The sequence below is a fragment of the Streptomyces griseoruber genome, assembly GCF_001514205.1.
GTDB lineage: Bacteria > Actinomycetota > Actinomycetes > Streptomycetales > Streptomycetaceae > Streptomyces > Streptomyces griseoruber.
On sequence record NZ_KQ948765.1, the window covers coordinates 1,862 to 27,451 of the forward strand.

Sequence of the window (25,590 nt, forward strand, 5' to 3'; positions counted from 1 at the left end):
CAACGCGGGTTTTTCCTCCAGCGACCCCGGGCGGCTCTATCTGCCGACCATCATGGACCCCGTCTACGGCTACCAGGTCACCAACGTCGAGGCGTCGATGGCGGATCCGTCCTCGCTGCTGCACTGGACCCGCCGGATGATCGAGATCCGCAAGCAGAACCCCGCCTTCGGCCTCGGCACCTTCACCGAGCTGCCGTCCTCGAATCCGGCCGTTCTCGCGTTCCTGCGCGAATACGAGGACGACCTGGTGCTGTGCGTGCACAACTTCTCGCGTTTCGCCCAGCCCACCGAGCTCGACCTGCGCCGCTTCGACGGACGCCATCCGGTCGAGCTGTTCGGCGGGGTGCGCTTCCCGGCCATCGGTGAGCTGCCCTATCTGCTCACGCTGGCCGGGCACGGCTTCTACTGGTTCCGGCTCACCCGAGCCGCGGCCCGGGTCGGCCGACGCCCGTGAGCGTGCGCCGAGGAAAGGATGGGTCATCGTGACGAAGACCGCCCCGCTCAGGCCGAGCACCGCGAGCGCCTTCCGCTCCGGGGGGCCGCTCGTCGCGCTGCTGCGCGAGTGGCTGCCCCGGCAGCGCTGGTTCGCCGGGAAGGACCGGCCGCTCACCGAGCTGCGCATGCTGTCGATGACGGAGCTGTACCCGGGCTGTCTGCATCTGCTCGTGCACGCGGGCCAGTCCGGGGTGCCGACGCCCGGGGGCACTCCCCCGGCCGGTGACTGCTACCAGCTGCTCCTCGGTCTCCAGGAGCATCTGTCGCCCCGGCTGCGCCGGGCCCTGATCGGCAGGGTCGAGGACGGCCCGCTGGCCGGGCTCACGGTGCATGACGCGTTGCAGGACCCCCGGTCGGCGCAGTTGCTCCTGGAGCGGATGCGGCACCCGGGCACACTCGGTCCGCTGTGCTTCGAGTCGGATCCGTCGGTGTCGCTGCCCGCCGGGCTCGCACCGCGGCTGCTGGAGGCCGAGCAGTCCAACACCTCGCTGGTGTACGGCGACGCGTACATCCTGAAGATCTTCCGGCGGATCCAGCCGGGGGTGAACCCCGATCTGGAGGTGCCGGTGGCGCTGGCCGGCCAGGGGTGCGGGCGGGTCCCGGCGCCGGTGGCCTGGTTCCGCACCACCCACCCCCAGGAGGCCACACTCGGCGTGCTCCAGCCGTTCCTGCCCGACGCGGCGGACGGCTGGACGCTGGCGCTGCAGGCGCTGGCCCGGGGCGAGGACTTCACCTCGGAGGCCGAGGAGCTGGGCCGGGCGACGGCCGACGTGCATCTGGCGCTCGCGGCGGCCCTGCCGGCCGGTCCGGACGCCGAGGACGGGCGTACGGCGGCCGCGATGACGGAGCGGCTGGAGGCGGCGGCGCACCACGTGCCGGCGCTGCGGCCGTTCGTCCCGGGTCTGACCACGGCGTTCGTCTCGCTCGCGGTGTGCGACCAGGGTCCGCCCGCCCAGCGCATCCACGGCGATCTGCATCTGGGCCAGGTGCTGCGGGCCGGGCGCGACTGGTTCGTCATCGACTTCGAGGGCGAGCCGTCGCGTCCGCTGGCCGAGCGGCGGCTCGCCCACTCCCCGGTGCGGGACATCGCGGGCATGCTGCGTTCCTTCGACTACGCCGCCCGGCAGCGGCGGCCCTGGCGGCCGGAGTGGGCGCGCCGCTGCCGGGAGGCCTACTGCGCGGGCTACGCGGCCCGGGCGGGCTGGGATCCCCGGAAGAAGCACGCCCTTCTGCGTGCCTATGAGACGGATCGCGCCGTTTACGAAGTGCTGTACGAGGCCCGCAACCGGCCCGACTGGCTACCCGTACCCATGGCGGCGATCGAACGACTCGCCGTCCGAGGAGGCTGACCCCATGGCCCTGCGCGACACCGCTCCCCCCGAGGCCGCCGGCCCCCGGCCGCTCGCGGCGCCCGCGCTCGACCCCGCCGAACGCGCCCGTCTGCTGTCGGGCGCCCATCACGACCCGCACGCCCTGCTGGGCGCGCACCCGGTGGCGGGGGGCGTGCTGTTCCGGGCGCTGCGCCCGTTCGCCGACTCCGTGAGCGTGGTGGTCGGCGGTACGGCGACCGCGCTGGCATCGGAGGAGGACGGTCTCTTCGCCGCCGTACTGCCGCTCGACGAGGTGCCGGCGTACACCCTGCGGGTGTCCTACGCCGGCGATCCGTGCGAGGTGGAGGACCCGTACCGGTTCCTGCCCGCGCTCGGTGACCTTGATCTGCATCTGGTGCGGGAGGGTCGGCACGAGGAGCTGTGGCGGGCGCTGGGCGCCGAGCCGATGACCCACCAGGGGGTGGCCGGCACCCGGTTCACGGTGTGGGCGCCGAACGCCCGGGGCGTGCGGGTCGCGGGCGACTTCTGCTGCTGGGACGGGACCGCGTTCCCGATGCGGTCGCTGGGCGCGGCCGGGGTGTGGGAGCTGTTCCTGCCCGGCATCGGGGAGGGCACCCGGTACAAGTTCGAGATCACCTCCCGGCACGGCGGGCGGTTCCTGAAGGCCGACCCGATGGCGCGGCAGGCGGAGGTCCCGCCGGACACGGCGTCGATCGTGCACGCCTCGCACCACGAGTGGGGCGACGCGGAGTGGATGGCGCACCGGGGTGACGTCCCGGTGCACCGGGCGCCGTTCTCGGTCTACGAGGTCCATCTGCCGTCCTGGCGGCCGGGGCTGACGTACCGGCAGCTGGCCGAGGTGCTCCCGGCCTACGTGAACGGCCTCGGCTTCACGCATGTGGAGTTCATGCCGGTCGCCCAGCACCCCTTCGCCGGTTCCTGGGGCTACCAGGTCACCGGCTTCTACGCGCCGACGGCCCGGCTCGGCACCCCGGACGACCTCAAGTACCTGGTGGACGCCCTGCACCGGGCCGGCATCGGGGTGATCGTGGACTGGGTGCCGGCGCACTTCCCGAAGGACGACTGGGCGCTGGCCCGGTTCGACGGGGATCCGCTGTACGAGCCCGGGGACGCGCGGCGGGCCGAGCACCCGGACTGGGGGACGTTCGAGTTCGACTACGCGCGGACCGAGGTGCGCAACTTCCTGGTCGCCAACGCCACGTACTGGTGCGAGGAGTTCCACATCGACGGGCTGCGGGTGGACGCCGTCGCCTCGATGCTCTACCTGGACTACTCGCGGGACTCCGGTCAGTGGGAGCCCAATGTGTACGGCGGGCGGGAGGATCTGGCCGCGATGGCGTTCCTCCAGGAGATGAACGCCACCGTGTACCGGCGGTGCCCGGGGGTCGTCACGATCGCCGAGGAGTCGACCGCCTGGGGCGGGGTGACCCGGCCGACCGACAGCGGCGGGCTGGGCTTCGGCCTGAAGTGGAACATGGGCTGGATGCACGACTCGCTCCAGTACATGGCGAAGGAACCGGTGCACCGCAAGTACCACCACAACGAGATGACCTTCTCGATGGTGTACGCGTACAGCGAGAACTACGTGCTGCCCATCTCCCACGACGAGGTGGTGCACGGTAAGCAGGCGCTGGTGTCGAAGATGCCCGGCGACTGGTGGCAGCGGCGCGCGAACCACCGGGCCTATCTGGGGTTCATGTGGGCCCATCCCGGCAAGCAGCTGTTGTTCATGGGGCAGGAGTTCGCGCAGGGGGCCGAGTGGTCCGAGGCGCACGGTCCCGAGTGGTGGCTGCTCGACCCCGGGTACGCGTCCGCGGGCGACCACCGGGGCGTCCAGGACCTGGTGCGTGATCTGAACACGCTGTACCGGTCGACCCCGGCGCTGTGGGAGCGCGACACCGACCCGGCCGGGTTCCGGTGGGTGCTCGGGGACGCCGCCGACGACAACGTCTTCGCGTTCCTGCGGTACGGCGCCGACGGCACCCCGCTCCTCGCGGTGAGCAACTTCTCTCCCGTGGTCCGCCACGACTACCTCCTGCCCGTCCCCGGTGAGGCACCCGTGTGGGAGGAGGTCCTCAACACCGACGCGGCACGGTACGGCGGCGGTGACGTCGTGCACGCCGATCCGGTCAAGGCAGCGGCGCACGGGGAGCTGATGCTGACGCTGCCGCCGCTGGCCACGGTGTGGCTGAGGCCGTCGTCCGTGTGAGGCAGCCCCCCAGGGGGCAGTCGGGTGCGTGCCACCCGTCAGCAGTCCCACCCGTCAGCAGGCAGGACGCAGAGAAAGGCCGCATCGCGTGCGCACCGTCGGAGTGGAGGAGGAGCTCCTCCTGGTCGACCCTGAGACCGGGGAGCCCAGGGCGCTGTCCGCCGCGGTCCTCGCCCGCGCCGCGCGGTACGAGGTGGCGGAGGAGGAGCCCGTCTTCCAGAAGGAACTGCACAACCAGATGGTCGAGTTCGCCACCCATCCCCAGTCGGAGATGGGTGAGCTCGGCGCGGACATCGTCCGGATCCGCGCGGAGGCGGCCCAGCACGCGCGGGAGGCCGGCTGCGCGGTCGCCGCGCTCGCCACCTCCCCGCTGGCGGTGCGCCCCTCCGTGAGCATCGGGCAGCGCTACCGGTGGATGGCCGACCAGTACCGCATCGCGACCCGTGAGCAGATCGTGTGCGGCTGTCACGTCCATGTCTCGGTCGCCTCCGACGAGGAGGGGGTAGCGGTCATCGACCGGCTCCGGCCCTGGCTGTCGGTGCTGACCGCGCTCAGCGCCAACTCTCCCTTCTGGCAGGGCCGGGAGACGGGGTACAGCAGTTATCGCAGCCGGGTGTGGCTGCGCTGGCCGTCGGCCGGCCCGACCGAGCTGTTCGGCTCGGCCGAGCGCTACCACCGGCGGGTGGCGGACATGCTGGCCACGGGGACGATCCTCGACGAGAAGATGGTCTACTTCGACGCCCGGCTGTCGGCGCGCTGGCCGACGGTGGAGGTCAGGGTGGCGGACGTCTGTCTGCACGCGCACACCGCCGTCCTCGTCGCGACGCTGGCGCGGGCCCTCGTGGAGACGGCCGCCCGTGACTGGGAGGCCGGAAAGGAGCCGGCGGACCACAGTGTCAGCCTGCTGCGGCTGGCCGACTGGCGGGCCGCCCGCTCCGGTCTGACCGGGGACCTGGTCGACCCCCTGACCATGCGGAACGCGCCCGCCGAGACCGTCGTACGGTCGCTGCTGGAGTACGTCGAGGACGCGCTCACGGACAGCGGGGACCTGGAGCGGGCCCGGGAGTCGTGCGCCGGACTGCTGCTGAACGGCAACGGGTCGCAGATGCAGCGTGAGGTGTTCGAGCGTACGGGCAGCCTGCGCGAGGTCGTCACCACCTGCGTGCGGCAGACGCAGACCTGAGGCCGCTTGGCCGGTTTCCGTCTGCGCCCTCCGACGGGCCAGGTCACCGACGCTCATCACTTGGTCGGTTCCCGGCCACAACCGGTCCCACCTGGGCTACATTCGCCAGCGTCGATAACAGTTCTCGTCGACGGGGTCACCCTTCGTACATGTCAGGAGCAGCGTATGCGCGACTTCGCTGTCGCTCCCCCAGCCGTTTCGCCCCTGACCGGAGGGCTGGCCGACAGCGTTTTCGAGACAGCGGCCCGCACCCCGACGCTCGCCGTGCTGGCCCGCCGCCGTGCGCCCGGCTCCGCCACCTGGGACGAGGTGACGGCCGTCGAGCTGCGCGACGAGGTGGTGGACCTGGCCAAGGGGTTCGTGGCGTCCGGGATCTCCCCGGGCCACCGCGTCGCGATCATGGCGCGCACCCGGTACGAGTGGACCGTCCTCAGTTACGCCCTGTGGGCGGTGGGCGCCGAGGTGGTGCCCGTGTACCCGACCTCCTCGCGGGACCAGGTCGAGTGGATCCTGCGGGACTCGGCCTGTGTGGGCGTGGTCGTCGAGGACGAGCAGAGCGTCATGACGGTGGGGTCGGTGTGTGCGACCCTGCCCCGGCTGCGGCACGTCTGGCAGCTGGACACGGGAGCGCTGGACGCGCTCGCGCGGCGCGGTGAGTACGTCCCGGTGACCACCGTGGACTCGCTGCGCCGGATCGTGCTGCCCGACTCCACCGCGGTGATCGCGTACACCTCGGGCACCTCGGGCCGTCCGCTCGGCTGCGCGCTGAGCCACCGCAGCCTGGCCAGTCCCTGCGACACCCTGCTCGCCGGCTGGGGACAGACCGCCGCGCCGGCCGGGGAGCAGGCCTCCGTCCTCGCGTTCCTGCCGTTCTCCCATGTGTACGGCCTGATGATCCAGGGGCTGTGTCTGCGCGGGGGCATCCTGATGGGGCACGAGCCCGAACTCGGCGCGGAGTCGCTCTCGGCGGCGCTCCAGTCCTTCCGGCCGACGTATCTGTACGCGGTGCCGTCGGTGTTCGAGAAGATCTACAAGAATTTCCTGCGGGTGGCGCAGGAGGCGGGCCGCGGGGCGCTGTTCGAGCGGGCCGCGGAGACCGCGCGGGACTTCGCGGCGGCCGTCGAACGGAGTCGGCTGGGCCGGGGTTCGGGGCCCGGCTTCGACCTGCGGCTCCAGCACGCGCTGTTCGAGCGGACGGTGTACCGCCGGCTGCGCGCGGCGCTGGGCGGCCGGGTCCACCGCGCCACCTCCGGCGGCTCCCCGCTCCACCGCGACCTGTCCCTGTTCTACGAGGGCATCGGCGTGTACGTGCACGACGGGTACGGGCTCACCGAGACCAGCGGCGGGGTCACCATGCAGCCGCTCGGCCGGGAGCGGTCCGGGACGGTCGGGCAGGCCCTGCCGGGCACGGACATCCGGGTGGCGGACGACGGGGAGATCCTGGTGCGCGGACCGTCGGTGTTCCAGGGCTATGTCAACGACGAGGGCGCGACCCGGGCCGCGCTGCGGGGCGGCTGGCTGGCCACGGGCGATCTGGGCTTCCTGGACAACGACGGCTATCTGACCATCACCGGGCGCAAGAAGGACGTCATCATCACCAGCAGCGGCAAGAGCGTGGCCCCGGCCGCGCTGGAGCAGCGGCTGCGGATGCATCCGCTCGTGCACCAGGCGGTGGTCGTCGGCGACAACCGGCCCTGCGTGGGCGCGCTGATCACCCTGGACCCCGATTTCCTGGCGCACTGGCGCGGCAACCTGACCCTGTACGGGGAGAGCCGGGAGGCTCGCGAGGAGAACGCGCTGCGGGAGGAGATCGCCCGGGCGGTCGCCGCGGCCAACAGCACGGTGTCCCGCTCGGAGTCGATCCGCGCCTTCCGGATCCTGCCCCAGCCCTTCGACCAGACCAACGGTCTGCTGACCCCGTCCATGAAGCTGCGCCGCGACTCGATCGTGCGGCACTACGCGGCGGAGATCGAGGCGATGTACCAGGCGAGGGCCCGGCTGCCGCGGCAGGCCCCGACGGAGGAGATCCTGAGCTGGGACGACGCGGACGACGTGTTCCGCTGAGCGGCGCGGGGCGTGCGTACGGACAAGGGCGGACGAGGGCGGACGAGGGCGGCCGGGAGCGCGTAGGGCGGGCCGGCTCGGGAACCCTGTGAGTGGCGACGAGAGAGATCCGTACGAGAAAGGACGCCGGCCCCCGCTGCCGGAGGGCCGCACCCACGACATGGCGATCGACCCGCGCGGCGACGACACCCCGGCCTGTGCGGCCGTGCCGGGCCGCACCGTACGGTTCGCGGGCGAGCCGCACGACGTGACCGGCGCCCGGCTGGCCGCGGAGGAGTTCCTCGACGCGCTCGCGGAGGTCACCCCGCCGTCCGCGCCGGAGTGCTGGCACGACATCGTGCTGATCGTCACGGAACTGGCGTCCAACGCCGTCCGGTTCGCTCCGGGGCCGTTCGAGCTGGCGCTGCGGCCGACGTTCGACGGGGTGCACGTCACCGTGCACGACACCAGCGCCGCACCGCCGGCCCCGCGGCCCTTCCGGCCGGAGAGCGGGGGCGGCGGCATCGGCTGGTATCTGATCGAGGCGCTGGGCACGCAGGTCAGCGTGGTCCCGGACGGGGCGGGCAAGGAGATTCACGTGTTCCTGCCGTGGTGAGGCAGTCCGGACACCCAGGGCATGAGGGACGGGTTCCGGGGTAGCCGCTCGGCGCGAGAAGAAGGCCGCAGCCCCTGGAGGAATCCGCCCGTCCGTCGCCCCCGGCCCCCGCTGCGCAGCCGTTCGCCGGGGCGACCGGTCCCGACCGTCAGCTTTCGGAGGTAGTCGTGTCCACCGCCCAGCACCCCCTGTCCGTCGAGGTCGACGTGGTCCGGGAGGACGTCGCCCTGGTGACGGTCGAAGGCCATCTGGACCTCGACACCGCGACCGGGCTCCAGGCACAGCTGGCGAACCAGCTCCACCACGGCCGCCGGCACTTCCTGCTCGACCTCTCGGCCGTGCCGTTCATGGACTCGTCCGGCATGAACATCATCCTGCGTATCCACCACGAGGCCCGCGCGCTGCCCGGCAGCGTCCATGTCATCGCGCCGACGCCCGCCGTGCGGCGCGTGCTCGATCTGACCGGGGTCAGCCTCACGGTGCCGATCTCGGAGGAGGTCGGTGACGCGCTGGACCTCGTCGACCGGGGCGAGGCCGGGACGGATCAGGAGGCCTGAGCGGGGAGCCGCGCCGCACCCGCCGGAAAGGCGCAGGTGCGCGGGCACCCACGGGCCCCCACGGGCAACAGTTGCCATTTGACAACTGTGAGCATGAGGCAACAAAGTGTGCGGGGCAGTCACGCGGGAGGGATCACGGATGTGCCGGTGGGCGAGGACGACCACCCGCGGCGCGCCACGGCGGCCCGCGGCGGACGCCCGAGGAAGTCAGGCCGTGGCCGCGTCGGCCGGGCCGGCCGGCTCGTGGATCTGTTCGGCCGCGGCGGCGCAGAAGGCCTCCAGACCCCGTAGCAGCGCGTCGCGCTGCGCGGCCGGCATCTGCTCCAGGACGGCCTGCAGGGCACTCTCCCGCCGCGCGCGCAGATCGGTGAGGAAGGCACGCCCGTGCCGGCTCAGGAACAGCTGGAGTTCACGGCGGCTGTTCGCGGCCGCCCTGCGCTCGACGAAGCCCACGGCCTGCAACCGGTCGCACAGCCGGCTGGTGGACGGCGGGGTCGAGCCCAGGTGGTCGGCGAGGGTCCGCAGGTTGATGCCCTCGTTGTGCTCCAGGATGAACAGCACGCGCAGCTGGGAGGCGGAGACCGGGGCCGTGGAGGCACGGCCCCACAGGACCTCCAGCAGCTCCGCCGCCTCCGAGGTCACACGCGCGACCTCCTGGGGCTGCGGACGCAAGGAGCGCGAGGAGCGCGAGGAGGGGGACATCACGGAGCCACTCTCCCAGGCTTCCGTGACGCTGTCAGCCCACCCCCGCCGGACCCCGCCCGGCAGCCGTGTCACCGCGGCCCCTTCCCCCCGTCCCGGCCCTACCCGGAGAAAGGCGTGACCGACATCGTGAACCGGCTCGTGACCGCCGGGCGCGCCCTGCGCTCCGCGGCCGCCCACGAGGTGCCCGAGGCGCTGCGCGAGGTGCTCCGCGCCCACTACGCCGCCGAGACGGCCGAGTTGTGCCTCGCCGACTACGGCGCGACCGTCCTGCTGCCCGTCTCCCCCGCGGCGTACGGCGTCGCCCCCGACCCCGTGCCCGTGCGCGCCGGCGCCCCCGGGCGGGCCTACGGCGCCCAGGAGCCCCACGTCGAGCGGCTCGACGGCGGCCGGGTACGCGCGCATCTGCCCGTCACCGTGCGCGGCGACCGGCTCGGCGTGCTGTCCGTGACCCTGCCCGCCGAGGCGGCCGGACCCGGCCCGCTCGCCGAACTCGCCGAGGTGGCACGGCTGCTGGGCCATGAGCTGGTGGTCGCCGAACGCGACACCGACCGCTATCTCCAGGCCCGCCGCACCGACCGGCTGACGCTCGCGGCCGAGATGCAGTGGCAGTTGCTGCCCGCGCGGTCCTGCGCCCGGGACGCCTACGCGCTCGGCGCCCAGCTGGAGCCCGCGTACGCGATCCACGGCGACAACTTCGACTGGTCGGCGTCCGCGGACCATCTGATGGTGTACGTCACCAACGGCATGGGCGAGGGCATCGAGGCGTCCCTGCTCACCGGTCTCGGCATCAACGCGCTGCGCAACGCCCGCCGCGCGGGCATCCCCATCGCGGACCAGGCCGCGCTGGCGGACCAGGCGATCCACGCCCACTACCGGGGCGAGGCGCATCTGTCCGTGCTGCTGGTGGACATCGAGCTGTCCACGGGCCGGGCGCAGGTCGTCGACGCCGGGTCGCCGCGGATGCTGCTGCTGCGCGACCGGGTGCTGACCGCGGTGGACCTCGAGGCGCAGCTCCCGCTCGGCATGTTCGAGGAGACGGACTACGTCGCCCAGGAGTTCACCCTGGAACCGGGCGACCGGCTGCTGTTCGTCAGCGACGGCGTGCACGCGGTGCCCGGGCCCGGCGGGGAGAGCTACGGCGAGCGGGCGCTGGCCCGGGCGGTGAACTCCGCGGCGCTGCTGCCTGCGGCGGAGGTGCCGGCCGCGGTCCTGCGGGAACTCTCCGGCCACCGCGGCAGACCCGAGCCGGACGACGACGCGCTGGTGGTGTGCCTCGACTGGTTCGGCAGGCCGACCGCGCCGCCGTCCGGCACCCCCTGACCCAGCGGCGGCACGCAGCAGACGAGGAGTGAGGCAGGTTGGCGGAGCACGAGACGGCCGCACGGCACAGGACGCCCGAGAACCCCGGCAGCGAGGTCGGGGCGTTCCTGCGCCGGCGGCGGGAGCAGCTCGCCCAGCGGTGGGCCGACGAGCCCCTGTTCCGCACGGTGTTCACCGTCGCCCGGGACGAGGCGGTGGAGGCGGGGCGGGTCGTGGTCGACGCGCTCGCCCAGGTGGCCGGGCACGGACGCGTGGAGGACCCGGCGGACCCCGGATTCACCGTCGTACGTGAGCAGTTGTCCCGGATGGCGGCGGCGCGGGCCCGTACCGGGCTCACCCCGTCCCGGGTGTCGACCGAGGTGGACGCGTTGCGGGTGCCGGCCGACGAGCTGCTCGTCGCGGAGCTGCCGGACGCGTCGGCCGAGCACGTGCGGGCGTGCACGACGGCGCTGACCGTCCTGATGGGCACCCTGCGCCTGGTGGTGATGGAGACCGCGCTGAGCGAGGGCGAGGCCCTGATCGACCGGCAGCGGCTGCAACTGCTGGAGGTCGCCACCCCCGTCATCCGGCTGTGGGACGGGATCGTCGCGGTCCCGCTGATCGGGACCCTGGACAGCGCCCGCAGCCAGGTCGTGATGGAGACGCTGCTGGAGTCGGTCGTCGACCAGCAGGCCCGGTTCGCGATCCTCGACATCACCGGCGTGCCGACCGTGGACTCGCTGGTCGCCCAGCATCTGATGAAGACCGTGGCGGCGGTCCGGCTGATGGGCGCCGAGTGCGTCGTCTCGGGCATCCGGCCCGCGATCGCGCAGACCATCGTGCACCTCGGCCTCGACCTGGGCACGGTGATCACCCGGGCGAGCCTCGCCGACGCCCTCGGGTACGCCCTGCGCCGGCTGGGCGCGGACATCGTGCGCGCGGCGCCGGGCGGTGCACAAGCCAGGTGAACGACGACTTCCCGCGGCCCGGCGCGGTCTCCGTCCCGGTGCTCAGACTCGGCGACGTCCTGCTGGTCACCCTCCAGGGCGATCTGTACGACGGCATGGCCGCGCGGCTCCAGCAGGACATCGCGCAGGCGATCGTGGACAGCCGGGTGGCCGGCGTGGTCATCGACATCTCGGGGGTGGAGATCGTCGACTCCTTCCTCGGCCGGGTCCTGGCCGAGATCGCCGCGCACGCCCGGCTGCTGGCCGCGCGGACCGTGGTGGCCGGGATGCGGCCGGCGGTCGCGCTCACCCTGGTGGAACTCGGTCTGACCCTGCCGGGGCTGCGGACCGCGCTGAGCACCGAGGCGGCGCTGGAGCTGCTCGGCCGGGCGGACGCGGCCCGGCCCGGCGGCCCGCACCGGGACGCCCGGTGAGCGCGGCCGCCGCGGGCGTCGAGGCCCGGCTGCCGATCCGCTCGGACCTGGATCTGGTCCGGGTCCGCCAGCATGTGCGCCAGGCGTCCGCCACGCTCGGCTTCGGCCTGGTGGAGCAGACCAAGCTGGTCACCGCGGCCAGTGAACTGGCCCGCAACACCCTGGTGTACGGCGGTGGCGGCGAGGTGGAGGCCACGATGGTCGGAGACGGCCGCCGGGCGGGGCTGCGGCTGACGTTCAGCGACCGCGGGCCGGGCATCCCCGACCTGGAGCGGGCGCTCAGCGACGGTTACACCTCCGGGGTCGGGCTCGGGCTCGGGCTCGGCGGGGCGCGGCGGCTGGTGCACGAGTTCGCCATCGACAGCACGCCCGGGGTCGGCACCACCGTCACGGTGACCTCGTGGACGGCGCGTGCGCCCCGGCCGCGCGGGGGGTTCTGATGGCCCGCGTGTGGGACGTACCGGTGCACGACTCGACGCGGGTGCGCGACGCCCGGGTGGCCGCGGAGGAAGCGGCGGCGCTGGCCGGTCTGGACGAGTCGCGCACCGCGGCGGCCGCCCTGATCGCGACGGAGCTGGCCACCAACCTCCTCAAGCACGCGGGCGGGGGGCAGGTGCTGGTGGAGGCGGTGGCGCCGCCCACCGGGCAGGGCTCGGCGCCGGCGCTCCAGATCGCTGCGGTCGACCACGGTCCGGGCATCGCCGACGTGCCGGCCGCCCTGGTGGACGGGTTCTCCACGACGGGTTCGCTCGGCGCCGGGCTCGGCACCTGCCGCCGGCTGGCGGACGCCTTCGGCCTGGACGGCTCCCCGGGCCGGGGCACGGTCGCCCTGGCCCGGCTGGACGCCCCACCGAGGGCGCCCGCCGTCGGCGCGCGGGCCGGCGGGATCAACGTGCCGTTCGCGGGCGCGGCGTACTCCGGCGACCTGTGGACCTGCGTCCACGCGGCCGGCCTGCTCACCCTGATGCTGGCCGACGGGCTCGGGCACGGCCCCGAGGCCGCGCACGCCTCGACGGCGGCGGCGCGGGAACTGCGGCGGTGCGCCCATCTGTCCCCCGCCGAGGTGCTGGGGTGCCTCGACGGGGCGCTGCGCGGCACCCGGGGCGCGGCCGTCGCGGTGGCGCAGCTCGACCCGCGGGCCGGGCGGCTGCGGTTCGCGGGCGTCGGCAACACGGGGGCCCGGCTGTACGAGGGCGGCGCCTGGCGTCCGCTGCTGTCGCGGCCGGGGATCGTCGGCGTGCACCGGCCCGCGACCGTGCCGGAGACCGAGGTGCCCTGGGCGGCGGACCGGCTGCTGATCCTGCACACCGACGGGCTGCCCAGCCGATGGGTGCCGCCGTCCGGCCCCGGCCTGCCGGGCGCCGACCCCGCCGTCACCGCCGCGGTGACCGTGCGCGACGCGGGCAGTCCCGCGCGCCCGGTGCGCGACGACACCGCGGTGGCCGTCCTGTCCCCCGACCCGCCGGACCTCCCATGACCCGTAGCTGGCAGATCACCACCGTCACCGACGCGGCCCGCGCCCGGATCGACACCGCCCGCCTCGCCGCCGCGTACGGCGTGCCGCCCCTGGAGCGCACCGGGCTCGCGGCGGCACTCAGCGGGCGGCTGCGCCGGTGTCTGACCAAGGGCGGCGACTGGCGGCTCACCGCACGGGTCGCGGACGGTCTGCTCGCGCTGGAGGTGCTGCCCCTGTCCGGTGCCGGGGAACCCGTGTGGCGTACGGCGGTGCCCTGCCCGGAGCCGTCCGACGCCGTGGTCTGCACCGGTGTCGCGGACGATCCGGTGCTGCTCGCGGAGGCTCTGCTGGGCGCCGACGAGGACACCTCGCTGGTCCTGGACCGGCTCGCCGAGCAGGAGGAGCTCGTCGGCTTCCACCGCGAGGAGCTGCACCAGACCAACCAGGGGGTGCTGGCGCTGCACGCGGAGCTCGACGCCGCCGGGCGGGCCCAGCGCGAGGCGTTCTCGGCGGAGCGGGCGGCCCGCCGGGAGGCGGAGAGCGCCCGCCGCCGGCTGACGTTCCTGGCGGACGCCAGCGCCGCGCTGACGGCGTCCCTGAACCAGGAACAGATCGTGCGCCGGCTGCCCGAACTGCTGGTCCCCGAGTACGCCCGCACGGTCGACGTCTGGCTGTTCGACGCCGAGGACGACCGGCGGGAGCGTGCCGCGCACCCGGCGGCGGCCGTGCTCGCCGCCCGCACCGGACGGCCCCGGTACGCGGCCGCGGCTCCCGGCGGGCTGCCGGGCATAGACGATCACCCGCCGTCGGCGCTGGATCCCGCCCGTCCGATGCTGTGCGTGCCGCTGGCGACCCGGCGCGCGCCCCTCGGCGTACTGACGCTGACCCCGCCGGGCGAGCGCTGGGACCCCGACGACGCGGTGATGCTGGTGGAGCTGACCCGGCGGGCGAGCACCGCCCTGGACCACGCGCGCCGCTTCGCACACAACCGGGACATCGCCGAGACGCTCCAGCGGGCCCTGCTGACCGATCTGCCGAGGGTCCCCGGTCTGCGCCTGGCGGCCCGCTATCTGCCCGCCACGTACGGGCTCAACATCGGCGGCGACTGGTACGACGCGTTCCGCCGCCCGGACGGCAGTCTGATCGTCGTCATCGGGGACGTCACCGGGCACGGGCTGCACGCGGCCGTGATGATGAGCCAGCTGCGCACCGCGTTGCGCGCCTACGCCGTCGACGGCGCCAGCCCCGGGCAGCTGCTGACCCGCCTGCACGTCTTCCTCCACCATCTCCAGCCCGATCTGTACGCCACCGCCGTGATCGCCCGGTTCCGGCCCGGGGAGCCGTCGCTGACCTGGGCCGCCGCCGGTCATCCGCCGCCGGTGCTGCGCGGTCCGGACGGACGGGTGCGCACCCTCGACGCCAAACCCGGGGCGATGCTCGGCATCCCGCTGCGCCAGGAGATCGCCGACCACACGGTCCCGCTCGCGCCCGGATCCACGCTGGCGCTGTACACGGACGGGCTGGTCGAGCGGCGCGCCCAGGGCATAGACCCGGGCATCGAACGGCTCGCGGCGACCCTCGGCGGGTTCCGTACCCGGGAGCTGGAGGGGGATCTCGACGGTGCGGCGGAGCGCATCCTGGATCCGATGCTGAGCGACTCGGAGCGCGACGACGACGTGTGTCTGCTGCTGTGCCACCTCGACGGCGACACCGGGGCGGCCGGGGCCGCTGAGCGCTGACCGCTGTTCAGCCCTCCCCGGTGTACGCGTGCCGGAAGGCGTACAGCCCCTGTTCCAGGGCCGTGCGCTGGGCGGGGGTCAGGCCTGCGAGCACGGCCGCGAGCCGGCGCACCCGCCGCTCGGTGACGTCGGCGAGGACCCGGCTTCCGTAGGCGGTCACCACGAGCTGGACCTCGCGCCGGTTGCGCGGCTGCACGGTCCGCTCGATCAGGCCCGCGGCCTCCAGCCGGTCGCAGAGCCGGCTCGCGGTGGGCACCCCGATGCCGAGGTGCTCGGCGAGCGCGGTCAGATTGAGCTCGGGTCTGCGCCGGACCGTCCTGAGCGCGAGCAGCTGCCGGGCGGGCAGCCGGGGCACCGCCTCCTCGGCCGCCGCGAGCCAGCAGGCCACCAGGGACTCCACCGCGTCGGCCAGGTGCCGCGCCGCCGCCTCCGGGCCTCCCCGGGCGTCGGAGCCCTCCGCGCGCTCCACGTCAGTACCCTCCGGCCACCGCAGTTGTCATGTACCTCGGCCTACCCGGAGGTACCTGGCGTACACGGCCCTTGCGCGGGGTACGACGGAGGCCTCAGCAGAAACGTTCGTCTGCATGCCTCGCCCGGCTGGCGGAACCGGTCCGGGCGGGGTGGGATCGATGGGGTGCGACGGCTCGCGGGAGGGCACACGCATGACGTCAGACGCCTGGAGCCGCAGAAAGGGATGGACACCGTGACACGACCCAGGATCCTGGTGGTGGGCGCGGGCTTCGCGGGAGTGGGATGCGTTCGGCGTCTGGAACGCCAGCTCGCCGCTTCGGAAGCCGAGATCACTCTGGTGACGCCGTTCGCCTACCAGCTCTATCTGCCGCTGCTGCCGCAGGTCGCCTCGGGGGTGCTGACGCCCCAGTCGATCGCCGTGTCACTGCGGCGCAGCAAGAAGTACCGCACCAGGATCATCCCGGGCGGCGCCATCGGCGTGGACCTGAAGGCGAAGGTCTGCGTCATCCGCACCATCACCGACGAGATCGTGAACGAGCCGTACGACTACATCGTGCTGGCACCCGGCAGTGTGACCCGCACCTTCGACATCCCGGGGCTGACCGAGCACGCCTTCGGCATGAAGACGCTCGCCGAGGCCGCGTACGTCCGCGACCACGTCATCAGCCAGCTCGACCTCGCCGACGCCAGTCACGACCCGGCCGAGCGGGCCTCCCGGCTCCAGTTCGTGGTCGTGGGCGGCGGCTACGCGGGCACCGAGACCGCCGCCTGTCTGCAACTGCTGACGCACAACGCGGTCAAGCGCTATCCCCGGATCGACCCCGCCCTGATCAAGTGGCATCTCATCGACATCGCGCCCAAGTTGATGCCGGAGCTCGGCGACAAGCTGGGCTCCAGCGCGCAGGACGTGCTGCGCAGGCGGGGCATCGACATCTCGCTGGGCGTGTCCATCGCCAAGGCCGGCCCGGAGGAGGTCACCTTCACCGACGGACGGGTGATCCCGACCCGCACGCTGATCTGGACGGCCGGGGTGGTGGCCAGCCCGCTGATCGCCACGCTCGGTGCCCAGACGTTGCGCGGACGGCTCGCGGTCACCTCCCACCTGGATCTGCCGGGCCAGGACGGGGTGTTCGCCCTCGGTGACGCGGCCGCGGTGCCGGACGAGGCGAAGGCCGCCAACGGCGAGGAGGCCGCGGTCTGCCCGCCGACCGCGCAGCACGCCATGCGGCAGGGCAAGGTCGTCGCCGACAACGTCGTCGCGAAGCTGCGCGGGCGGCCGACGCGGCCGTACGTGCACAAGGACCTCGGACTGGTCGTCGACCTCGGCGGCACCGACGCGGTGTCCAAGCCGCTCGGCATCGAGCTGCGGGGGCTGCCCGCGCAGGCCGTGGCGCGCGGCTACCACTGGTCGGCGCTGCGCACGGGCGTGGCCAAGGCGCGGGTGCTGACGAACTGGACGCTGAACGCGGTCGCGGGCGACGATTTCGTCCGCACCGGGTTCCAGGCGCGCCGGCCCGCGAAGCTGAAGGACTTCGAGTACACGGACAGCTATCTGACACCCGAGCAGGTACGGGCGCACGTCGAGGGCTCGGGTCCCGGGTCCGGGTGACGGCAGCGGGGACGAGCGCGGTGGCCCGGTGGCGCGACCGGGTCGCCGCGTCCGATCCCGGACTGCTGCGGCTGGCGGCGGGGCTGCGGACGGTGGCCGCGATCTCGCTCACGCTGGCCGTGCTCGCGCTGCTCGGAGCGGACGTCCAGCATCTGGTCGCGGGGGCCATCGCGGCGATGGTGGCCACGTTCGCCATCCGGGAGAAGCAGCGGTCCCGGCAGGCGGTCACCCTGGCGCTGGGGCTGCCGACGGCGCTCGCCTCGGTGTCGGTGGCGGCGCTGCTGGGCACCCGGCAGGTGGCCGGTGACGTCTTCTTCGTGGTGCTCATCTTCTGCGCGGTGTACGGCCGCCGGTTCGGCGACCGCGGCACCACGCTGGGGCTGATCGGCTTCCAGGTCTACTTCCTGGCCCTGTTCGTCGGCGTCACCACCGACGACCTGGCCGGGTTCTGCGGGGTGATCGCCGTCGCGTTCGCCTGCGGCGCGGCGGCCCGGTTCGTGCTGGTGCCGCAGACCCCGGCGGCGATCCTGGAGCGGCTGCGGCAGGCGTTCCGGGCCCGGCTGGCGCAGCTGCTCGACGCCCAGCTGGAGTTGCTGGACGCCGGTCCCGAGGACGTGGACAAGGCGCTGGAGCACGCCCGGGAGGGCACCGCGCGGCTGCACGAGACGGCCATGATGATCCAGGGCCGGCTGGAGGAGGGCACCTCGGACGAGGCGGTGGCCCGGCTGGTGCAGCGCCGGATCGCCGACGCGGAGATCACCGCCGAGCGGCTGGGCCTGCTGCTGCTGACGGCACGCGGTGCGGAGCGGGCCGACACCCTGACCATGCATCTGCCCGGGGCGCCCCTGCCGGAAAGCGGCCGGCTGCCGGTGCGGGACGAGGCGCTCGACACCCTGCGCCGGGATCTGACGGCGCTCCAGCTGCTGGTCCGGCAGCCCCTGGCGGACGGCGCGGGCACGGCACGGGTGCGCAACCGGCTGCTCGGGTACCGGGACGAGGAGAACCTGCCGGTGGCGTCGCCGGACGTGCAGGACGTGTTCCGCGGGCTGGGCGAGGCGGCGCGGGCGGTGCTGGGGCTGCGGATCGCGCTCGACGGGCCGCAGGACGAGTCGCAGGACAGTCCCGAGACCGCCCGCTCCCGGGAGGAGCTGGACGCGGAGGACGCGGCCATCGCCGCCGAGGAGGAGACACGGGAGACGGGGCTGCGCCGGCCGACCACCCGGGCCGCGGTGCAGGTCGCCGTCGGCTCGTCGCTGGCCATGGTCGGGGGCGAGCTGCTGTCCGCACACCGGTGGTACTGGGCGGTGCTGACCTGCTGGATCGTGTTCCTCAACACCGCGTCCACCGGGGAGATCCTGGTCAAGGGCTCCCGCCGGCTGCTGGGGACCGTGCTCGGGGTGGTCGCGGGCATCCTGCTCGCGGGGATCGTCGGGCATCACACCTGGACGGCGTTCGCGGTGGTGCTGCTCTGCGTGTTCGCGATGTTCTACACGGCGCCGCTGTCGTACACCCTGATGTCGTTCTTCGTCACGGCGGCGCTCGGGGTGCTGTACACGCTGCTGCACACCTACAGCCTGTCGGTGCTGGTCCTGCGGATCGAGGAGACGGCGCTCGGGGCGGCCTGCGGGGTGGCCGCGGCGGCGCTGGTGCTGCCGGTGCACACGGACCGCCGGACGAACGAGCTGCTGACGACCGTCCTGGACCGGCTGACCGATGTCACCTCGGCCGCGGTCGACCAGCTCAGCGGGGAGCCGCCGGCCGAGCTGCTGGACCTGGCCCGGGACCTGGACCAGGCGCTGGCGGACCTGCGGGCGGCCACCCAGCCGCTGACGCATCCGGTGACCCCGCTGCGGACCCGCCGGGACACCGCGCAGTACGTGGTCGCGCTGCTGGAGACCTGCGCCTACCACGCCCGGTCGCTGGCGGCGACCGCGGAGCTGCTGCCCACGCATCCCTCGATCGCGGCGGATCCCCGGCTGCGCGGGGCCGGTCGGCGGATCCTGCACAACATCGGCGCGATCGCCGCCCGGGTCGCCGGGGAGCCGGGCACGGCCGAGGTGCTCACCGGGCCGAGCATCGCCTCGCTGCTGAAACCGGGCGGGATCGGCACCCCCCGCTACGGCCGGGTCACCGACCGGGTGCTCCGGCATCTCCAGCGGCTGGACGAGGCGGTACTGGGGCTCGCCCGGCCGCTGGGAGTGCCGGTGACCCGGCCGCTGGGCGTGCCGGTCGCACGGCCGACGTGACGTCGCCGGCGCGGGTGGATGCCGGTCACGAGCGTGACGTGGCGGTCAGAAGTCGGCGGGCAGGTCGCTCGCGGCGGCGATACCGCGCAGTTGCTCGATGTCGTGCTGCCGTTGCCGGATGCAGCCGGCGATCTCGGCCAGGCGGGCCGGGTCCTCGGCGGTGACCGCGTCGGTGACCACCCGGACCGGGCCGGTGCCGTCCACCTGGATCTCGATCAGCTGATTGTCCAGTCGGCCGGTGAGGGCGGTGGCGATGACCAGGGCGGCCTCGTCGCGGATCTCCTGGGGCAGCTCGTCGCTGTCGTCCGGGTCCAGGGCGAAGTCGAGGCTCTCCGGTGGCTGTTCTTCGAGGGCGCGCAGCGCCGGGCCGACGATTCTCATCAGCAGCCGGTAGTCCTCGCTCTCCATGCGGAGGCGCAGAAGGTCGAGGTACATGTCGACGGGTCGTGCGTCCGGCGGGAACTCGGATTCGTTCATGTGCTGCGGGTTCCCCGGCATCCGGGTGTCAGACCTCGCGCCGGCGGCCCAGGGCGTGCAGATATTCCAGGGCGTCCGGCAGGACGGTGCGTTCGTGCCAGGCCAGCCAGCGGCCCGCCTCGGCGCCCAGGCCGCCCAGGGTCCTGAGCTGGGCGGTGCGCAGGGAGTCCAGCGGGCGGCCGGAGTGGGCCGAGACCATGCCGACGCAGGCACCGGAGGACGCGGTCAGGGGCACGCTGTGACAGGCCCTGCTGCCGGCGGCGAGGACGGCCTCGCGGGCGGGCTCGTTGAACACCGGGTCCCGCTCCACGTCCCGCACGGTCACCTGGGCGATGTCGCGGGCGGCCCTGGCGCAGGAGGTGCCCTCCTCGCCGACGTAGGCGAAGAAGTCGAGGAACTCCTCCGTCAGTCCGGTGTGCCGCTCCATGCGCAGCCGGCCGGTGGCCCGGTCGACGGTCTGCACATTGCCCATGTCGGTGCCGACCACGTCGAGCGTCCGGCTGAGCACGGCGCCCAGGACCGCGCCCCGGCTGCGGCCGCCGGGCGGGTCCTGCCCCGCCAGGAGGCGCAGCGGCGGCTCGGGCCGGCGCACCCGCCGCGGGAACCACAGCGCCGTCCCCTCGTCCGGCCGGGGCGTGGTCACCAGGACCCCGGCGAGGGTGCGCAGCTTGACGTTGTACCGCTGCGAGGCGCGCCGCATCAGCGTGAACGCGCCGTCCGCGTCGGGCAGGGCGTACCGCTCCTGCAGCATGCCCTGGGCCTGCGAGATCAGCGGACGGGCGCGGCCCCGGGCCCGCAGCGCGCGCACCTCGGCGCGCAGCCGCAGCACCTCGTCGCGCTCCGGGTTCTCGTCCGCCGTGCCTGGTGCGGCCGCGGTCATGGGATCTCCGTCCGGTCGCCGTCGGACAACCGCGCGGATGCGGCTGCTCCGGTACGCCTGCCCCGGCGGCGTCCGGGTACACGTGCGGGGGTCCGGTGCGGGGTCCGGTGCGGGGGTTCAGGCCCCGTCGTCGGGGCGGCGCCGCCCCAGGGCCTCCTCGCGGACCCGCTCGCAGCTGCGGCTGATGAGCCGGGAGACGTGCATCTGGGAGATGCCGAGCCGGTCGGCGATCCGGCTCTGGGTCATGTCCTCGAAGAAGCGCATGTAGAGGATGGCGCGTTCGCGTTCGGGCAGGCTGCGCAGGCCCTGCCGGGCGGACTCGCGGTCGACGACGGTGTCGTACGAGGCGTCCGGGCCGCCCAGTGTGTCGGCGAGGCTGTAGCCCTCGTCGTCGGTGCGGAGTTCGGCGTCCAGCGAGAGGGTGCTGAAGCTGTCCAGGGCCTCCAGACCGGCGCCGACCTCGTCCTCGGTCAGGCCCGTGCGGGCGGCGAGGTCGGCGACCGAGGGCTCGGGCGAGCCCGGGCTCTGGGTGAGCTCGCGACGGGCGATCCGTACCTTGTTGCGCAGTTCCTGGACCCGGCGGGGGACGCGCAGCGCCCACATCCGGTCCCGGAAGTGCCGCTTGATCTCGCCGGTGATGGTGGGCACGGCATAGCTCTCGAAGGCGCCGCGCCCGGGGTCGAAGCGGTCGACGGCCTTCACCAGGCCGAGCGCGGCCACCTGCCGCAGGTCCTCGACGGCCTCGCCGCGGTCGCGGAACCGGCCGGCGATGCGGTGGGCCATGGGCAGCCAGGCGGTGACGATCTCGTCGCGCACGGCGTCCCGTTCCGGTCCCTGCGCGAGACCGGTCAGCCGCGTGAACAGGCGGGCGGTGTCAGGGGCGTCGTCATGGGGCCGCCGGGTCCGCGCCGTGGATCGGGCGGATCCTGCGGGACGGCTGTTCGACAGGTCGGTGAGCATGCTGAATCGACTCCTGAACGGTCGTCTCGGGGATTGACCACGGGAGGGCCGCCGTCGTCCGGGGCTCGAGGGAGCGGCCCGGAGCGGACATACCGCTCCCGTCGGCGCGCCTCCGGTCCGAAGCACGAACCTCCGTCTGCCCGGCGGCCGGAGGAACAAACTCCGTTCGGGGGACGGCCTTTCAGTACACGGGGACCACGGCGGTGATGCGCTTGCCGCCGGAGGGCAGGCCGGACACCTGGACATCCCGGGCCAGCCGGCACACGATCGGCCAGCCCCGGCCGCCGGTGCGGGTCCGCCCGTGCCCGTCGAGCGGCCGGGCGACCACGGGCAGCCGGTCGCTGCGGTCGCTGACGGAGACCCGTACGGCGGGTCCGTCGAGGTCGACGTCGTAGGCGGTGACGCCGCCGCCGTGGAGGATGGCGTTGGTGGCGAGTTCCGAGGCGACGAGCAGGGCGTCGGAGAGGGCCTCCTCGTCGTACGGACGGCCGCCGCCCCCGCACCGCCCGGTCACCGCCCGCAGGACGGCCCGGCGGACGTCGCAGGGCCGGCAGGGACCCTCCCCCGGGTCCGGATCGGGCCCGCACGGTGCCTCGCGTGCGTCCGTGCGGTCGGTCGTTCCGTTGACACGCATCCTTTCGCTCCCCTGGCCGTTTCCGTGCGGGTGGACGGGTGGGCGGGTTGACGGGTGGGCGGGTGGTCGGACCCAGGTCCTGTCGTCACCTTCCCGTCGTCGCCCGAAGGGCTCCCTGTTCGGCTGGCCGCCCCGGCGGACTCCAAACATGCGGGGCGCCGGGAGTCGTCGGAGTGGCCCGCGGAGGGTACATATCAGTCATGACCGATGTCGTGGACGCGGGTGAGCTGCTGCGCCGCATCCAGCGCGCGAGGGCCTGCGCGCGGGAGGAGCTGCGGAGCTGGCGGGCCCGCAGCGGTGAGCTGGAGCGGGACGATCCGGACGGGGCGCGCGAGGCGCGGGTGCGGGGTCTGGCGTACGAGGCGGTGCTCAGGATCCTGGACGAGATCGTGACGCCGGGCCGGACCGGTGTGCGGCACTGAGCGGGCGAAGTGAAACAGGTCACGTGACCGGGTTCCGGGTACGCGAAATCCCGTTGGATGGTTTACGGTTCACCCATAGGCGGTGAGCGAGGTCGAGCGTCTGTCTCCTTCGCACACCATCCTTGACGGCCCTGGCTGGCTTCCCCCGTCCAGCCAGGGCTTTTTCCTGCCCTTCCGCCGAAAGTCGGCTCCGCCGAGGTGCCCGGCGGGCCGGCAGCGGCTGAAATGGGCTGTGGAGACAAGCACCGCGACCGATCGCCCGGCGAGGAGCACCGCGCCATGACCAAAGCGACCAAACTGCTGACCGCCCTTCCCCCGCCCCAGCGCCGGAGTCTGATGGAGCTCGCCCGGGAGGTCTCCTTCCCGGAGGACGCCCGGATCTTCGAGGCGGGCGGCCGGGCCGACCGTTTCTGGGTCGTGCGCTCCGGCGCGGTCTCCCTCGTCCAGCAGGTGACCTCGGTGCAGCGGGTCACCGTCGCGAGCCTCGGCGCCGGTGATCTGCTCGGCTGGTCCTGGCTGTTCCCGCCGTACCAGTGGGACTTCGGCGCCGAGGCGTTCAGCCCGGTCCGCGCCTATGAGTTCGAGGCGCAGCCGGTGCTGAAGCTGTGCGAGGAGGATCCGGCGCTCGGGGTGACGCTGGTGCGGATCGTGGCCGAGATCCTCGCCCACCGGCTGGAGATGACCCGGGGCCGGCTGCTGGACCAGTACGGGACGCACCGGCACCGGTCGCTGTAGCCCGACGGGACGGTCGGCCGCGGCAGCCGCCGGGACGGGACCGTCAGACGCGGTAGCGGCGCAGCGCCGGTACCGCGGTGGCCAGGGCCAGCATCACGGCGACGACCAGCAAGCCGCCGCCCGCGACCGCCGCGCGCGGGCCGAAGGCGGCGCCCGCCGTGCCGTGCAGGACGTCGGCGAGCCGCGGTCCGCCCGCGACCACGACCGTGAAGACGCCCTGCATCCGGCCGCGCATCTCGTCGGTGGCGGCGGAGAGCAGGATCGCCCCGCGGAAGACCATGGAGACCATGTCGGCGACCCCGGCGGCGGCCAGGAACAGCACCGCGAGCCACAGGCTGGTGCTCAGCCCGAACCCGGTGATCGCGGCGCCCCAGGCGACGACCGCGCCGATGACCATCCAGCCGTGCCGGCGGGCCCGCGAGAACGTCCCGGAGAACAGTCCGCCCAGCACCGCGCCGATGGGGATCGCCGCGAACAGCAGACCGAGCGCGAGCCCTTCGCCGTAGGAGGCGTACGTCCGGTCGGCGAGCTGCGGGAACAGGGCGCGGGGCATGCCGAAGACCATGGCGACGACATCGGCGAGGAAGGACAGCAGCAGGACCTTGTGCCGGGATATGTACCGGAAGCCCTCCGCGATCTCACGCACCCCGGCCCGCTTGGCCGCGGTGGTCGCGAGCGGCGGCAGCGCGGGCAGGCGGACGACGGCCCACAGGGTGACGGACAGGGCGAGGGCGTCGAGCAGATACAGCTCGGGCAGGCCGATCACGGGGATCAGCGCGCCCGCCAGCAGCGGGCCCGCGACCAGTCCGGTCTGCATGACCGTGGAGCCGAGGGCGTTGGCGGCGGCGAGCTCCCCGGCCGGGACCAGACGGGCGATCGAGGCGTTGCGGGCGGGCGCGTTGAGGCCGAAGAACGCCTGCTGGGCGGCGAGCAGCACCATCAGGACGGCCACCGAGTCCAGGCCCGAGACGGCCTGGAGCCAGAACAGCACCGAGGTGACGGCGATCCCGCTGTTGGTGATCAGCAGCAGTCTGCGCCGGTCCATGGTGTCGGCGACCGCGCCGCCCCACAGGGCGAACAGCACCATCGGCACCAGCCCGGCGAGGCTGGCGTAGCCGACCCAGGCGGAGGACCCGGTGATGTCGTAGATCTGTTTGGGCACGGCGACGGCCGTCAGCTGGCTGCCGACGGCCGTGACGATGGTCGAGGACCACAGCCTGCGGTAGGCGGGACGGCGCAGGGGGCGGGTGTCCATCGCCCAGCGGCGCCAGCCGCGCCGGGGTGCCTCCTCGGTACTCGGCCCGTCGTCGGTACCGGCCCCGGGTACCGTGCCGCTGCTCTCGCTGGTGTCCACGCGCGTCCTGGTTGCTCGTTACATCTTTCGGATCGAGGGCCACTATTCCAGCAGCACCTGTGGTGAAGTGGCCCTTTTGGACATGCAATCTCAGAGTGTGGAATATGTCGGCGTGCGGAGTCAGGCGCCCGTGACGAGCAGCACGCCGAGGGTGATCATCGTGGCGGCGACCAGGCCGTCCAGCACCCGCCAGGCGGCGGGCCGGGTCAGGAAGCGGCCGAGCAGCCGGGCGCCGAAGCCCAGGGCGGCGAACCAGCACAGACTGGCGAAGGCGGCGCCCAGGCCGAAGGTCCAGCGCAGCGGGCCGCGGTCGGCGGCGATCGAGCCCAGCAGGAAGACCGTGTCGAGGTACACGTGCGGGTTGAGCCAGGTCAGCGCCAGACAGGTGAGCACCGCCCGGCGGCGTGAGCCGGCCGCCTCGCCGTCGGTACGCAGCGCCTCCGCGCCGGGCCGGACCACCCTGCGTGCCGCGAGCAGCCCGTATCCGAGCAGGAACGCGCCGCCGACCCAGCCCACCACGGTCAGCGCGTCCGGCCAGGCCACCACCAGCGCGCCCACCCCGCCCACTCCGAGGGCGATGAGGACGGCGTCGGACAGGGCGCAGATCCCGACGACGGCCAGGACGGCGTCACGGCGGATCCCCTGTCGCAGGACGAAGGCGTTCTGGGCGCCGATGGCGACGATGAGCGAGAGACCGGTGCCGAAGCCTGCGGCCGCGGTGGCCAGTGCGGTGGACATGGCTTCCACGCTAGGGAGACGATCACCGC

Annotated in this window: 25 protein-coding genes; 17 read left to right on the forward strand and 8 right to left on the reverse strand. The window is 73.7% G+C overall.

Translation table 11 applies throughout. The features are described from left to right. The 7 genes from AQJ64_RS08365 to AQJ64_RS08395 form a co-directional block, all read left to right on the forward strand. The coding region (locus tag AQJ64_RS08365; protein ID WP_079061534.1) for an alpha-glucosidase C-terminal domain-containing protein at window positions 1-454 on the forward strand (454 nt) is incomplete at its 5' end. 28 nt (window positions 455-482) lie between these two features. Continuing rightward, window positions 483-1,844, forward strand: a complete 1,362-nt coding sequence (locus AQJ64_RS08370) for a maltokinase N-terminal cap-like domain-containing protein (protein WP_055637111.1) — start codon at window positions 483-485, stop codon at window positions 1,842-1,844. A gap of 4 nt (window positions 1,845-1,848) precedes the next feature. After that, window positions 1,849-4,056, forward strand: a complete 2,208-nt coding sequence (gene glgB, locus AQJ64_RS08375; RefSeq protein ID WP_055637112.1) for a 1,4-alpha-glucan branching enzyme — start codon at window positions 1,849-1,851, stop codon at window positions 4,054-4,056. An 88-nt stretch (window positions 4,057-4,144) separates the two neighbouring features. Next, a complete protein-coding gene (locus AQJ64_RS08380; RefSeq protein WP_055637113.1) occupies window positions 4,145-5,239 on the forward strand; it encodes a glutamate--cysteine ligase 2 in 1,095 nt (364 codons plus the stop codon). Between the two features lie 165 nt (window positions 5,240-5,404). After that, window positions 5,405-7,303: an AMP-dependent synthetase/ligase gene (locus tag AQJ64_RS08385; protein ID WP_055637114.1), complete on the forward strand. Its 1,899-nt coding sequence runs from the start codon at window positions 5,405-5,407 to the stop codon at window positions 7,301-7,303. A 160-nt stretch (window positions 7,304-7,463) separates the two neighbouring features. Further along, a complete protein-coding gene (locus AQJ64_RS08390) occupies window positions 7,464-7,898 on the forward strand; it encodes an ATP-binding protein (RefSeq protein WP_055637115.1) in 435 nt (144 codons plus the stop codon). Window positions 7,899-8,065: 167 nt separating this feature from the next. Continuing rightward, window positions 8,066-8,455: an STAS domain-containing protein gene (locus AQJ64_RS08395; protein WP_055637116.1), complete on the forward strand. Its 390-nt coding sequence runs from the start codon at window positions 8,066-8,068 to the stop codon at window positions 8,453-8,455. A gap of 207 nt (window positions 8,456-8,662) precedes the next feature. On the opposite strand, the gene AQJ64_RS08400 is transcribed toward AQJ64_RS08395, so the two are convergent. Beyond that, the gene (locus AQJ64_RS08400) at window positions 8,663-9,157 is read right to left on the reverse strand and encodes a MarR family winged helix-turn-helix transcriptional regulator (protein WP_167739003.1); all 495 of its coding nucleotides are present in this window, start codon (window positions 9,155-9,157) and stop codon (window positions 8,663-8,665) included. A 117-nt stretch (window positions 9,158-9,274) separates the two neighbouring features. On the opposite strand from AQJ64_RS08400, the gene AQJ64_RS08405 reads away from it, so the two are divergent. The 6 genes from AQJ64_RS08405 to AQJ64_RS08430 are packed head-to-tail and all read left to right on the forward strand — an operon-like array spanning window position 9,275 to window position 15,035. Beyond that, entirely contained in the window at window positions 9,275-10,480 is a 1,206-nt protein-coding gene (locus AQJ64_RS08405) for a PP2C family protein-serine/threonine phosphatase (protein WP_244902642.1), read from the forward strand. Between the two features lie 38 nt (window positions 10,481-10,518). Further along, the gene (locus AQJ64_RS08410) at window positions 10,519-11,427 is read left to right on the forward strand and encodes an STAS domain-containing protein (RefSeq protein WP_055638423.1); all 909 of its coding nucleotides are present in this window, start codon (window positions 10,519-10,521) and stop codon (window positions 11,425-11,427) included. Further along, window positions 11,424-11,840 (forward strand): STAS domain-containing protein, encoded by a 417-nt coding sequence (locus AQJ64_RS08415; protein WP_055638424.1) that lies wholly within the window; start codon window positions 11,424-11,426, stop codon window positions 11,838-11,840. The genes AQJ64_RS08410 and AQJ64_RS08415 overlap by 4 nt, the downstream gene beginning before the upstream one ends. After that, window positions 11,837-12,280, forward strand: coding sequence for an anti-sigma regulatory factor (locus AQJ64_RS08420; protein WP_055638425.1), 444 nt, complete (start codon window positions 11,837-11,839; stop codon window positions 12,278-12,280). Before AQJ64_RS08415 ends, AQJ64_RS08420 begins: the two co-directional genes overlap by 4 nt. Further along, the gene (locus AQJ64_RS08425) at window positions 12,280-13,317 is read left to right on the forward strand and encodes an ATP-binding SpoIIE family protein phosphatase (protein ID WP_055638434.1); all 1,038 of its coding nucleotides are present in this window, start codon (window positions 12,280-12,282) and stop codon (window positions 13,315-13,317) included. The genes AQJ64_RS08420 and AQJ64_RS08425 overlap by 1 nt, the downstream gene beginning before the upstream one ends. After that, window positions 13,314-15,035 (forward strand): PP2C family protein-serine/threonine phosphatase, encoded by a 1,722-nt coding sequence (locus AQJ64_RS08430; protein ID WP_055638426.1) that lies wholly within the window; start codon window positions 13,314-13,316, stop codon window positions 15,033-15,035. The genes AQJ64_RS08425 and AQJ64_RS08430 overlap by 4 nt, the downstream gene beginning before the upstream one ends. A gap of 7 nt (window positions 15,036-15,042) precedes the next feature. Here AQJ64_RS08430 and AQJ64_RS08435 read toward each other — a convergent pair whose 3' ends face one another. Next, window positions 15,043-15,504, reverse strand: coding sequence for a MarR family winged helix-turn-helix transcriptional regulator (locus tag AQJ64_RS08435; RefSeq protein ID WP_059202534.1), 462 nt, complete (start codon window positions 15,502-15,504; stop codon window positions 15,043-15,045). A gap of 225 nt (window positions 15,505-15,729) precedes the next feature. Between AQJ64_RS08435 and AQJ64_RS08440 the strand changes: the two genes are divergently transcribed. Beyond that, window positions 15,730-17,115: an NAD(P)/FAD-dependent oxidoreductase gene (locus AQJ64_RS08440; protein WP_055638427.1), complete on the forward strand. Its 1,386-nt coding sequence runs from the start codon at window positions 15,730-15,732 to the stop codon at window positions 17,113-17,115. Between the two features lie 20 nt (window positions 17,116-17,135). Beyond that, on the forward strand, window positions 17,136-19,361 hold the full coding sequence (locus AQJ64_RS08445) for an FUSC family protein (RefSeq protein WP_055638428.1): 2,226 nt from the start codon (window positions 17,136-17,138) through the stop codon (window positions 19,359-19,361). Between the two features lie 45 nt (window positions 19,362-19,406). Here AQJ64_RS08445 and AQJ64_RS08450 read toward each other — a convergent pair whose 3' ends face one another. The 4 genes from AQJ64_RS08450 to AQJ64_RS08465 form a co-directional block, all read right to left on the reverse strand. Continuing rightward, window positions 19,407-19,838: a hypothetical protein gene (locus AQJ64_RS08450; RefSeq protein ID WP_055638429.1), complete on the reverse strand. Its 432-nt coding sequence runs from the start codon at window positions 19,836-19,838 to the stop codon at window positions 19,407-19,409. 28 nt (window positions 19,839-19,866) lie between these two features. Then, the gene (locus AQJ64_RS08455) at window positions 19,867-20,718 is read right to left on the reverse strand and encodes an ANTAR domain-containing protein (protein ID WP_055638430.1); all 852 of its coding nucleotides are present in this window, start codon (window positions 20,716-20,718) and stop codon (window positions 19,867-19,869) included. A 117-nt stretch (window positions 20,719-20,835) separates the two neighbouring features. Continuing rightward, a complete protein-coding gene (locus tag AQJ64_RS08460; protein ID WP_055638431.1) occupies window positions 20,836-21,678 on the reverse strand; it encodes a SigB/SigF/SigG family RNA polymerase sigma factor in 843 nt (280 codons plus the stop codon). Window positions 21,679-21,859: 181 nt separating this feature from the next. Next, complete coding sequence (locus AQJ64_RS08465) at window positions 21,860-22,312, reverse strand: ATP-binding protein (RefSeq protein WP_055638432.1); 453 nt, start codon at window positions 22,310-22,312, stop codon at window positions 21,860-21,862. A gap of 200 nt (window positions 22,313-22,512) precedes the next feature. Between AQJ64_RS08465 and AQJ64_RS08470 the strand changes: the two genes are divergently transcribed. Beyond that, the gene (locus AQJ64_RS08470) at window positions 22,513-22,734 is read left to right on the forward strand and encodes a hypothetical protein (protein ID WP_055638197.1); all 222 of its coding nucleotides are present in this window, start codon (window positions 22,513-22,515) and stop codon (window positions 22,732-22,734) included. A gap of 279 nt (window positions 22,735-23,013) precedes the next feature. Next, the gene (locus tag AQJ64_RS08475; protein ID WP_055638198.1) at window positions 23,014-23,469 is read left to right on the forward strand and encodes a cyclic nucleotide-binding domain-containing protein; all 456 of its coding nucleotides are present in this window, start codon (window positions 23,014-23,016) and stop codon (window positions 23,467-23,469) included. A 43-nt stretch (window positions 23,470-23,512) separates the two neighbouring features. Here the strand turns inward: AQJ64_RS08475 and AQJ64_RS08480 are convergent, their stop codons facing one another. Together AQJ64_RS08480 and AQJ64_RS08485 are read right to left on the reverse strand one after the other, a co-directional pair. Continuing rightward, a complete protein-coding gene (locus AQJ64_RS08480; protein WP_055638199.1) occupies window positions 23,513-24,823 on the reverse strand; it encodes an MFS transporter in 1,311 nt (436 codons plus the stop codon). 120 nt (window positions 24,824-24,943) lie between these two features. Continuing rightward, on the reverse strand, window positions 24,944-25,561 hold the full coding sequence (locus tag AQJ64_RS08485) for a LysE/ArgO family amino acid transporter (RefSeq protein ID WP_055638200.1): 618 nt from the start codon (window positions 25,559-25,561) through the stop codon (window positions 24,944-24,946). Between the last annotated feature and the right edge of the window lie 29 nt (window positions 25,562-25,590).